General features: G+C 57.8%; 11 protein-coding genes. 5 read left to right on the forward strand and 6 right to left on the reverse strand.

Annotation, left to right across the window (positions count from 1 at the left end; all coding sequences use genetic code 11):
- Positions 1-92 precede the first annotated feature (92 nt).
- Together AC2FNU_RS11505 and AC2FNU_RS11510 are read left to right on the forward strand one after the other, a co-directional pair.
- Positions 93-413: an ArsR/SmtB family transcription factor gene (locus tag AC2FNU_RS11505; RefSeq protein ID WP_496788177.1), complete on the forward strand. Its 321-nt coding sequence runs from the start codon at positions 93-95 to the stop codon at positions 411-413.
- Positions 410-835, forward strand: coding sequence for an SRPBCC family protein (locus AC2FNU_RS11510; RefSeq protein WP_496788178.1), 426 nt, complete (start codon positions 410-412; stop codon positions 833-835). Before AC2FNU_RS11505 ends, AC2FNU_RS11510 begins: the two co-directional genes overlap by 4 nt.
- Before the next feature lie 214 nt (positions 836-1,049).
- Here AC2FNU_RS11510 and AC2FNU_RS11515 read toward each other — a convergent pair whose 3' ends face one another.
- The 5 genes from AC2FNU_RS11515 to AC2FNU_RS11535 form a co-directional block, all read right to left on the reverse strand.
- A complete protein-coding gene (locus AC2FNU_RS11515) occupies positions 1,050-1,355 on the reverse strand; it encodes a hypothetical protein (RefSeq protein ID WP_496788179.1) in 306 nt (101 codons plus the stop codon).
- A 59-nt stretch (positions 1,356-1,414) separates the two neighbouring features.
- Positions 1,415-1,897 carry a transcription antitermination factor NusB gene (nusB, locus tag AC2FNU_RS11520; RefSeq protein WP_496788180.1) on the reverse strand — a complete coding sequence of 161 codons (483 nt, stop codon included), beginning with the start codon at positions 1,895-1,897 and terminating at the stop codon, positions 1,415-1,417.
- Entirely contained in the window at positions 1,894-2,445 is a 552-nt protein-coding gene (locus tag AC2FNU_RS11525; RefSeq protein WP_496788181.1) for a 6,7-dimethyl-8-ribityllumazine synthase, read from the reverse strand. The genes nusB and AC2FNU_RS11525 overlap by 4 nt, the downstream gene beginning before the upstream one ends.
- Positions 2,446-2,447: 2 nt before the next feature.
- Positions 2,448-3,569: a 3,4-dihydroxy-2-butanone-4-phosphate synthase gene (gene ribB, locus AC2FNU_RS11530; protein WP_496788182.1), complete on the reverse strand. Its 1,122-nt coding sequence runs from the start codon at positions 3,567-3,569 to the stop codon at positions 2,448-2,450.
- Positions 3,570-3,668: 99 nt separating this feature from the next.
- Positions 3,669-4,256 (reverse strand): riboflavin synthase, encoded by a 588-nt coding sequence (locus AC2FNU_RS11535; RefSeq protein ID WP_480798664.1) that lies wholly within the window; start codon positions 4,254-4,256, stop codon positions 3,669-3,671.
- Positions 4,257-4,396: 140 nt separating this feature from the next.
- Here AC2FNU_RS11535 and AC2FNU_RS11540 point away from each other — a divergent pair, with 140 nt between their 5' ends.
- The 3 genes from AC2FNU_RS11540 to AC2FNU_RS11550 are packed head-to-tail and all read left to right on the forward strand — an operon-like array spanning position 4,397 to position 8,913.
- A complete protein-coding gene (locus tag AC2FNU_RS11540; protein ID WP_496788183.1) occupies positions 4,397-5,722 on the forward strand; it encodes a capsule polysaccharide biogenesis protein in 1,326 nt (441 codons plus the stop codon).
- Positions 5,723-5,775: 53 nt separating this feature from the next.
- Positions 5,776-6,909, forward strand: coding sequence for a polysaccharide biosynthesis/export family protein (locus AC2FNU_RS11545; RefSeq protein ID WP_496788184.1), 1,134 nt, complete (start codon positions 5,776-5,778; stop codon positions 6,907-6,909).
- A gap of 3 nt (positions 6,910-6,912) precedes the next feature.
- Positions 6,913-8,913: a capsule polysaccharide biogenesis protein gene (locus AC2FNU_RS11550; RefSeq protein ID WP_496788185.1), complete on the forward strand. Its 2,001-nt coding sequence runs from the start codon at positions 6,913-6,915 to the stop codon at positions 8,911-8,913.
- A 2-nt stretch (positions 8,914-8,915) separates the two neighbouring features.
- On the opposite strand, the gene ribD is transcribed toward AC2FNU_RS11550, so the two are convergent.
- Positions 8,916-9,944 (reverse strand): bifunctional diaminohydroxyphosphoribosylaminopyrimidine deaminase/5-amino-6-(5-phosphoribosylamino)uracil reductase RibD (ribD, locus tag AC2FNU_RS11555; protein ID WP_496788186.1); only part of this gene is annotated, 1,029 nt, incomplete at its 5' end.

The raw sequence follows: 9,944 nt of genomic DNA on the forward strand, positions 1-9,944 counted from the left end.
CGAACAAAAGTAAAGCACCCTTCACACTTGACATGATACCTTTTGGTACTGCATCAATATGATACCAAATGGTATCTCATTTGAGGGTGCTTATGGAAAACCAAACTCAAAACGCGTTTCGTGCGCTGGCTGACCCAACCCGCAGAGACATCGTGCAACTGCTTGCTGCACAGGACATGACAATCGGGCAATTGACCGACCGGTTCGACATGACCCGAGCTGCGGTCAAGAAACACCTGACCGTTCTGTCTGACGGTGGCTTGATCTCGGTCGAAGTACGCGGTCGGGAACGCGTTAATCGACTTGAACCACTTGGGATGGCCCCTGTTCTGGATTGGCTCAGATACTTTGATCAGTTCTGGGACGACCGCCTCAACTCTCTCAAGGAAGCTTTTGAAAGGAAACCAAAATGACCGATTCTGTATTGAAGAAATCAATATTCCTAAGGGCCGAACCGGAAACTGTTTGGGCTTATCTTACAGACCCTGACCATTTGGCAGAATGGTTTCACAAACCGGAACGACCTTTGGTCGAAGGTCAGAGGCTTGAGATGTTTGGCACCACCAGTGGAGACTTGTTGATCTGGGGTGAGGTTCGCGTCGCTAAACCTCCCAAATATCTTGAATACACATTCACAGTGAAACCCATGGGCGATGCTATAAGCACCGTGAAATGGACCTTGGAACCTGTGGCCGGTGGAACGCGTCTTGATCTGCTGCACGAAGGCTTGCCGCAGGGCACCGACGCCTTCGGGCTGATCCTGGCCTTGGACAAAGGGTGGGACGAACACTTTGGCAAGATGCGCGAGGCATTGCACGAAACTGTTGACGCCTGACCCCTTGTACGAACCTGTCAGACGCCCTAGTTAAACGCGTGGCGGGTTCTACCCTTCTTGTGACAGGTAGCATTCTGGTGGCCTTAAGCAATTCCGAGGGGGCTGGCTCTGTTCAGGTCCTGGCCTGATTACCTGGCGCCCACCTGTACATACAGGTCCTCGGGAATCACACCGCACGGTTGCTTGGTGGTCCCGCCACATTTTTCCCTGAATTTCAGAGCTCTGCGCGGGCTTCCTGCTTGGCAAGCGCGGGCTTGAAGCTGTGGACGACAGGCGATCCGCGACGCGGGCCACCGGGTTTTTCGGCCATGCTCATAATCTTGTAGGCAAATTGCACCCCGGCAAAGACGATTCCGTTCATGAACCAGATCATGACCAGCGCGATCAGGCCAATTTCGGAACCCGTGATCAGGTGGCGCAGATTCGCCACGTTCAGCGCCAACAGAACCCCGACAAACACCGCCGAGATGACAAAACCCCAAGCGACTTGCGTGATATACAGACGGATCAGTTTCGGCATCGCATCTCTCCTTGCGCTGATATCAGAAGTCTAGCGCTTGGAGGGCGGTGGTAAAGGCGTCAGAACGCCTCGGGCTGAGCTTCGCGCGCCATGTGATCCAGAACGGCGTTGACGAATTTGGGCTCTTTACCTTCGGGGAAGAAGGCACGCGCCACGTCAACGAATTCGGTGATGACCACCTTGGGAGGTGTGTCGCTTTGGGTCAGCTCTGCCCCAGCCGCGCGGAACAAGGCGCGCAATGTCGGGTCAATGCGCGCAATCGGCCATTTGGCAACCAGAGCGCGGTCGGTCATCTGATCGATCGGTGCCTGATAGTTCACAGCATTGTCGACCAGCGATCGGAAAACGCTGATATCGCCATCCAGCATTTCTTCGCCCTCGTAGACGGCGCCAAAACGGTGATCCAGAAACTCGGTCACAACCTGTTCGGTCGTCTGCCCGGACTGCTCCATCTGGAACAGCGCCTGCACAGCATAAAGCCGGGCGGCGGATTTCATCAGGCGTTTCTGGTTGGCCGGTTTTGGCGCGTCTGTCTGGGTCATGCTGTCGTGGGTCCGTTGTTGTCGCCCGCCACAAGGATGGACTCGGACGGCGGCTTGAAACCAACGCCCTTTTTGGAAGAGCCCCACTTACGGCTGAGTGCGATCAGATGCAAGGCCGCAGCAGCCGCGCCGCCACCTTTATTCATCTTTTTGGGGTCGGCTCGCACTTCGGCCTGTTCGTCATTCTCGACTGTCAGGACACCATTGCCAATGCAGAGGCCTTGCAGGCCCATCAGTTGAATGGCGCGGCTCGAGTCGTTGCAGACGGTCTCATAATGCGTGGTCTCACCGCGAATGACGCAGCCCAGCGCGACATAGCCGTCGAAATTGCACTGACGGTCGGCCATAGCAATAGCGGTGGGGATCTCCAGCGCGCCCGGAACTTCAACCACCTCGCAGGTGCCACCGGCTGCTTCGATCTCGGCCTTGGCTCCGGCGATCAGGTTGTCGGCAATCGCACGATAGAACGGGGCCGCCACGATCAACAGTTTTACAGGCTTGTCGAAACTGGGCGTCGGCAGGATGCCATGCTTGTCTTGTTCAGCCATGATCAGTCTTCCTTCAAGATTGAGCGAGTGCCAACGATGGACAGGCCAAACGCATCGAGCCCTAAATAAACGGTCTTCGGCGAGTCGGTCAGCAACACCAGTTCCTGAAGGCCCATTTTGGACAGGATCTGTGCTCCCAAACCGGTTTGCTTAATGGTTCGAGGGCCATCATCGTCGGCGGCATAGAGCGAATTGCGCGGTTGCCGGAACAGGCAAACAACGCCCCTGCCTTCTTCGGCAATTTTTTCCATCGCACGGGGAAGCTCGCGCGAAGACTTCGGTCCAAGGCCCAAAATATCCGGCGCTTCATGCAAGGCATGGGTGCGGGTCAGAACCGGCTCGGGCGTGGTGATGTCGCCTTTGATCATGACGACATGCTCAATACCATGGGTCTGGTCGGTGAAAATCCGCATTTCCCATTCGCCGCCGTACTCAGACGTGACGGTCTGACGCGAAGTTTCCACCACCAGGTTGTCATTGCGCGAACGATAGCTGATCAGGTCGCTGATCGTGCCGATCTTCATGTTGTGCTTTTGCGCGAATTCAACCAGATCAGGCAGACGCGCCATTGTACCGTCGGGATTCATGATCTCGCAGATCACGCCCGAAGGGTTCAGCCCTGCCAGACGCGAGATATCCACTGCGGCCTCTGTATGGCCCGCGCGTACCAGCACCCCACCCCTCTTGGCCCGCAATGGAAAGATGTGGCCCGGGGTTGCGATATGCGCCATCGTGTTCTGCTCATTGATCGCGGTCGCCACGGTCAGTGCACGGTCAGCGGCGGAAATTCCTGTGGACACACCTTCACGTGCTTCAATCGACACCGTGAAGGCCGTCTCGTGTCGGGACGAGTTGTTGACGGCCATCATCGGCAGGCCCAGCGCATCCACGCGCTCGGCCGTCATAGGCAGACAGATCAGGCCGCGCCCATGGGTCGCCATGAAGTTGATTGCTTCGGCATCGGCGAATTCAGCGGCAATGACCAGATCACCCTCGTTTTCACGATCTTCATGATCGACCAGAATATACATTCGGCCAGCACGCGCCTCTTCGATGATGTCTTCGATCGGGCTGATCGCGTCACGCAGCTGGGCCTCAACTGGACCGGGGGTTTCAAAGCTCATGGGGCAGCCTTTCAGATGGCATGTTTGCACGGCGGAATAGACCACTCAGGCCCCAAAGACCAGCCTGCAAACGGCGCAGGTCGGGCGCGACGCGACGTATCAGGACATCTCGGCCAAACGCGCGACGTAACGGGCCAGCGTATCGATCTCAAGGTTGACGCGATCGCCTACATGAACGTCGCCCCAGGTGGTCACCTCTTTGGTGTGCGGAATGAAGTTGATACCAAAATCGCAGTCACTCACATCGTTGACCGTCAGAGAGGTTCCGTTCAGCGCGACCGATCCCTTTGGGGCAATAAACCGCGCCAGATCCTTGGGCGCACGCAGGGTCACCCGGGTGCTGTCACCTTCGTCTTCGACGGCAACCACTTCGGCCACGCCATCTACGTGACCGGACACGATATGGCCACCCAACTCGTCGCCGACCTTCAGCGCACGTTCAAGATTGACGCGTTTGCCGATTGTCCACGTATCAAGATTGGTTTTCGACACCGTTTCAGCGCTGATCTGAACGTCATACCAATCATCCCCCAGCGCAATCACGGTCAGGCACACGCCATCACTGGCAATCGAAGCCCCGATATCAATACCAGACGTGTCATAGGCTGTTTTGATCCGGGCGCGCAGGTCTCCCTTCTGCTCCAATTCGGTGACGGTGCCCATGTCGGTAACGATCCCTGTAAACATTCCGTTAACCCTCAATCCCTACGCTGTACGTGTCTCTCACCGCCGAGGTAAGCCTATCAGACCGTGCGAGCAAGCCCTGCCTTGCCGCGCCTTGCCCAAACGGGCATAGTTTCGACAATAAAACCAAACGAGCAGTCCACATGCAGCATACGCCCTTAGATCCAAAAGATCGCGTATTCCTGTTTCTGCAGGGACCACATGGGCCGTTTTTCTCGGCACTGGGAAAAATGCTGCGCGCGACGGGGGCTCAGGTCTGGCGCGTTGGGTTCAATGCCGGTGATCAGGCGTTCTGGTTCGAAAAGGCAAGTTATTTACCGTTTCTTGAAAGACCAGAAAATTGGCCTGATGCCCTTTGCCGGATCGTTCAGGACAAGGGCATTACCGATATCGTCCTGTATGGGGATACGCGTCCGGTTCACGCTCAGGCTGTCCAAATTGCGAAGGCGCGCGGCGTGATCGTTCATGTGTTCGAAGAAGGCTATCTGCGCCCATGGTGGGTCACTTATGAGCGCAACGGGTCAAACGGGAACTCTCGGCTCATGTCTTTGGATGCCGAGCAAATGCAGCAGGCCTTGGAAGACGCCGACAGCAAATCGCCTCCGCCGCCCTCACATTGGGGGGATATGCGGCAGCATATCTTCTACGGCGCCCTCTATCATTGGTTCGTAATGTTTCGGAACGGACGATACAAAAACTTCCGCCGACATAGGGAATTGCCCGTATCGCAAGAGTTCAGACTTTACTTCAAACGACTGATTTTGATGCCTTTTCACCGCCTACGGCGTAGCGTTGCAACGGCTCAGGTCAGATGGGGTGGTTATCCCTATCACCTTGCCCTGCTACAGTTGGGACATGACAGCTCAGTCCAGGCACACTCCGGCTATTCTGGTATGTGCGAATTTCTCGATCACGTGATCGAAGGCTTCGCGCAGGGCGCGCCAGCCCATCACAGGCTGGTCATCAAAGAACACCCGCTAGAGAACCACCGTGAACCATTGCGCCGTCACGCGATGGAAAGCGCCAGAAGAAATGGCATCCGGGACAGAATTCACTATGTGCCCGGCGGTAAGCTTGCCAAGCTTCTGGATGAGGCGAACTCGGCCGTCACTGTAAACTCAACAGCAGGTCAGCAGGTGCTGTGGCGTGGCATTCCGCTGCGGACCTTCGGGCGGTCGGTTTACGAGAAGCCGGAATTTGTGTCGCAGCAGCCCATCGCCGCTTTTTTCGCGGCCCCCAAGCACCCGGACGGCGATGCCTATCGCTGTTACCGGCAGTTCCTTCTGGAGACCAGTCAGATCCCCGGCGGATTCTATTCGCGGCGTGGCCGACGGCAGGTTTTGCGACGTGCCGCGGATATGATGCTGACGGCCAGTGACCCCTATCAATCGATCCTCAACAAGAGCGCGGCGCTGACGCCACAGTTGAAAATCGTTGAAGGAAACGGTCGCTCTGTGACTGGAAGTTGAGCGCCTGACCAGCTAGGGTGCGCCCAAGTAAAAAAGACTGAGGATATTCGGCAGTGAACATCTCTCCTATGCGTTGGATGCGGGGGGTTTCCCTTGTGGCCGCAATCGGCCTTCTGGCGGCGTGCCAGCTTCCGAAATCCGGACCAAACAAAACCGAAATTCTGGCCGGAGCCGTTCAAAACGGTGGCAATGCATTTGTTGTCGAGGTCGATGACCGGGTAACCCGTGCCACGTCCTCGGTCCCGCAATACGGCTTTTCCTCGTCGTTTAGCAGCGCCCAGACGTTGACGGCTGATACCGTTCGCCCCGGCGACGTCCTTAGCCTGACCATCTGGGAAAACGTCGATGATGGCCTTCTGTCCAGCGAAACGGGTGCAGCAACGGCGTTGGACGAGGTACAGGTCGACAGCGAGGGTTTCATCTTTGTCCCCTATGCAGGTCGTTTGCGGGCTGCCGGAAACACACCGGAACAACTGCGTGTTCTGATCACAAACAAACTGCAGGAACAAACGCCAGACCCACAGGTCGAAGTACGACGCGCTGCTGGCGACGGATCCACTGTCTCGCTGACCGGTACGGTCGCGGCACCGGGCATCTACCCAATCGAGCGGCCGACAAGGTCCTTGCTGGGCATGCTGTCTCAGGCGGGTGGCGTCTCTGTTGCGTCTGACATTGCACTGGTGACTCTGATCCGAGGTGGTCAAAAGGGCACTGTCTGGTACGAAGATTTGTACCGGAACCCCAAGCTGGATGTGGCGTTGCGCGGTGGTGACAGGATCCTCGTGGAAGAAGACAGCAGGTCTTACATCGCCCTCGGCGCCACGGGCGGCCAGTCCCGTGTGGCATTTGAAAGCCAGGACCTGTCAGCGCTCGAGGCCCTTGCCCAGGTGGGCGGTCTGCTGACACTGTCCTCTGACCCGACCGGGATTTTCATCCTGCGAAAGGAAAGCGAAGGCGTGGCGCGCAGTGTGACCGGTCGCGCAGATCTGAAAGGCGATCAGCGCATGATCTACCTGCTGAACCTGACCGCGCCCAATGGTCTGTTCATTGCGCGTGACTTCGTTATCCGAGACGATGACACGATCTACGTGACCGAAGCGCCCTACGCACAGTGGAGCAAATCGATCTCGCTTATTGCAGGTGGCCTGACGCCAATTGCGAATGTTGCCACGCTGACTGGCAATTGATGGATGATACCTGACACGGACAGCGCAACCGGGGCCAGTCGCATCCGGTTGTTTGTCTATAACGGCGGTTTTTTCACGCAAAAACGTCTCAAGAGAATACTGTCTCTGGTTGGCTATGATATTCGTTTCGGCATCCCCCAAAGCGAAGATTGCGTGGGCGTCTGGGGCAACAGCCCCACGGCTCATCGGGGCTTGAGGGTCGCCGAAAAGCACGAAGTTCCGGTTCTGCGCGTCGAAGATGCGCTGCTTAGATCACTGCATCCCGGACGCGAAGGCGAACCGCCGCTGGGTCTTCTTCTGGACAGCTCGGGCCTGCATTTCGATGCGTCACACCCGTCGGATCTTGAGAAGATTCTGATCAACGACCCGCTGGACAACACCGCTCTGCTGAATCGCGCGCGCGCAGCAATCGAACGGATCAAAGAACTGCACCTCAGCAAGTATTCCGCATTTGATCTGGACAAGGCTCCACCGGATCCCGGTTATGTTCTGGTCGTTGATCAAACGGTGGGAGACGCTGCGGTCACCGCCAGCGGCGCGGACCGGGCTCGATTCCTTGAAATGCTGTTTGTCGCGCAAGAAGAGAACCCCGGCGCACGCATACTGATCAAGACACACCCGGAAACACAGGCCGGTCATCGCCAAGGGCATTTCACCGATCAGGATCTTTCGGAGCGGATCTCGCTGTTCAACGCGCCGATCAGCCCCTGGGCCCTGCTGGAAGGTGCTGTTGCGGTTTACACCGTGTCTTCACAACTGGGGTTCGAAGCCATCCTGGCCGGACACAAACCGCGCGTGTTTGGTCAACCTTTCTATGCCGGTTGGGGCCTTACGCAAGACGAAAATCCGGTGGCGCGCCGCCAGCGCAACTTGACCCGCGCGCAACTTTTTGCAGCGGCCATGCTGCTGTACCCCACGTGGTACGATCCCTATCGGGACGAAACCTGCGATCTGGAGATGGTGCTGGACACGCTTGAGGCGCAAACCCGCGCTTGGCGGCAGGATCGAAAAGGCTGGACCGCCTCTGGTATGCGTCTGTGGAAACGCAAGCATTTGCAGCAGATTTTTGGGCGGCACGGAAAGCTGAGGTTCACATCCACGCAGCCAGAACACTCAGATCGCCCACATATGGTCTGGGCCAGTCAGGCAAGAAACACCGAAGGAGCGGTGCGGGTTGAAGACGGGTTCCTCAGGTCGCGCGGATTGGGGGCGGAGCTTGTACCTCCACTGTCATTGGTTACGGACGATACCGGCATCTATTACGACCCCACGAAACCCAGCCGGTTGGAGGACCTGATCGGCCTGCGCGAAACGCTGCGCCCAGATCAGGAGTTGCGTGCTGAACGCTTGATAGAGCGGTTATTGGCTGAAGGATTGAGCAAGTACAACACGGGCCTACCCGCCCCTGCCTTGCCTGAAGGGCACCGCATCCTGATTCCCGGACAGGTCGAGGATGATGCTTCGATCCTGTTGGGCACAGGCACAGTGCGCAGCAATATGGATTTGTTGCAGGCTGCTCGGGACGCCAACCCAAACGCCATCCTGATCTACAAGCCACATCCTGACGTCGAGGCCGGATTGCGTGAAGGCAAGATTGACGCAACGGGTTTCGCTGATGTTGTCGCAACCCACACGGATCCCGCTGCGTTGCTGACCCAAGTTCAGGAAGTTTGGACAATGACCTCGCTTTTGGGATTCGAAGCTTTGATGCGCGGGGTAAAGGTTACAACCCTTGGTGCACCTTTCTATGCCGGGTGGGGCATGACCACAGACCTTGGAGTCGTTCCCGTCCGCCGGGGCGCAAGACCGTCACTGTTGGGTTTGGTCCACGCCTCGCTGATCGATTATCCCCGCTATTTCGATCCTGTCACCGGTCAACCCTGCCCTGTCGAAGTCGTGGTCGAGCGTCTTGCACAAGGAAACGCCGCCGCGACCGGACCGGTCAATCGTTTGCTTTCAAAACTTCAGGGTGCGTTCGCAACGCATGCTCATTTTTGGCGCTAATCCTACACAGGAGGTTTTCGCCAACGGTGCAGGATATCGCCCCCCACAACCTGCGTTTCGATAAGTTCGAACCGCGGTGCGGCCTCAAGTGTTTCAAACCCTAAGGTTCCGACGGATGAAAGCCCGTCGGCCCCGATTGTCAAACCAGCTGTAAAGCCAACCAATTCATCCACCAAATCCTCGGCCAGAAGCGAAGCTGCAAGTGCCGCTCCGCCCTCGCAGAACACACTTGTCAGACCGGCCTGCCCCAATTGCTGAAGCAGATCCAGCGCGTCGATATGGTGATCTTTCAAGGCGCACGGGATGAGCTTAGCGCCAAGTCCCTCCCAAGCGCGCGCACGCTCGGCATCGGGGTGATGCGCATGGCAAAGCCAGACCGGCGTTTTCGAAGCTGTGCGCGCCAACTGCCCCATCAATGATATGTCCATGTGGCGCGATACCACCACGCGCACGGGCTGATGCGCGATACCCAGATCCCGCACCGTTAGCGAAGGATCGTCGGCACGCGCTGTTCCTGCCCCGACCATCACCGCATCGTGGCGGGCGCGCAATGCGTGCACGACGCGGCGCGCCCGTGGCCCGGTAATCCACTGACTGTGCCCGGTCGAGGTTGCAATCCGTCCGTCAAAACTGCTGGCCAGTTTAAGGGTGACAAATGGCCTGCCCTGTTCGGTCTTTAAGAAAAAGCCTTCCAGATCCCGTTCTGCCTGTTCCGCCAGAATGCCGGTTTCAACCTCAATTCCTGCCGCGCGCAGCATTGCAAAGCCCTGTCCGGCCACGCGTGGATCGCTGTCCTCAACGGCGGCCACGACACGAGATACGCCTGCTGCGATCAAAGCCTCGGCGCAGGGTGGTGTTTTTCCGTGATGGGCGCAGGGCTCCAGCGTCACGTAAGCTGTCGCGCCACGCGCGGCGTGTCCGGCTTGGGCCAACGCCTCGGTCTCGGCATGAGGACGTCCTCCGGGCTGTGTCCAGCCACGCCCGACAATGCGGCCTTCGCGCACAACAACACACCCGACAGCCGGGTTGGG

The sequence above is a fragment of the Ruegeria sp. BHSB064 genome, from assembly GCF_059613205.1.

Coding starts and splice junctions, on each gene's coding strand:
- ribB (WP_496788182.1), bottom strand. CDS start 3,569: ATGAGCTTTGAAACCCCCGGTCCAGTTGAGGCCCAGCTGCGTGACGCG.
- AC2FNU_RS11505 (WP_496788177.1), top strand. CDS start 93: ATGGAAAACCAAACTCAAAACGCGTTTCGTGCGCTGGCTGACCCAACC.
- nusB (WP_496788180.1), bottom strand. CDS start 1,897: ATGACCCAGACAGACGCGCCAAAACCGGCCAACCAGAAACGCCTGATG.
- AC2FNU_RS11540 (WP_496788183.1), top strand. CDS start 4,397: ATGCAGCATACGCCCTTAGATCCAAAAGATCGCGTATTCCTGTTTCTG.
- AC2FNU_RS11510 (WP_496788178.1), top strand. CDS start 410: ATGACCGATTCTGTATTGAAGAAATCAATATTCCTAAGGGCCGAACCG.
- AC2FNU_RS11525 (WP_496788181.1), bottom strand. CDS start 2,445: ATGGCTGAACAAGACAAGCATGGCATCCTGCCGACGCCCAGTTTCGAC.
- AC2FNU_RS11550 (WP_496788185.1), top strand. CDS start 6,913: ATGATACCTGACACGGACAGCGCAACCGGGGCCAGTCGCATCCGGTTG.
- AC2FNU_RS11535 (WP_480798664.1), bottom strand. CDS start 4,256: ATGTTTACAGGGATCGTTACCGACATGGGCACCGTCACCGAATTGGAG.
- AC2FNU_RS11515 (WP_496788179.1), bottom strand. CDS start 1,355: ATGCCGAAACTGATCCGTCTGTATATCACGCAAGTCGCTTGGGGTTTT.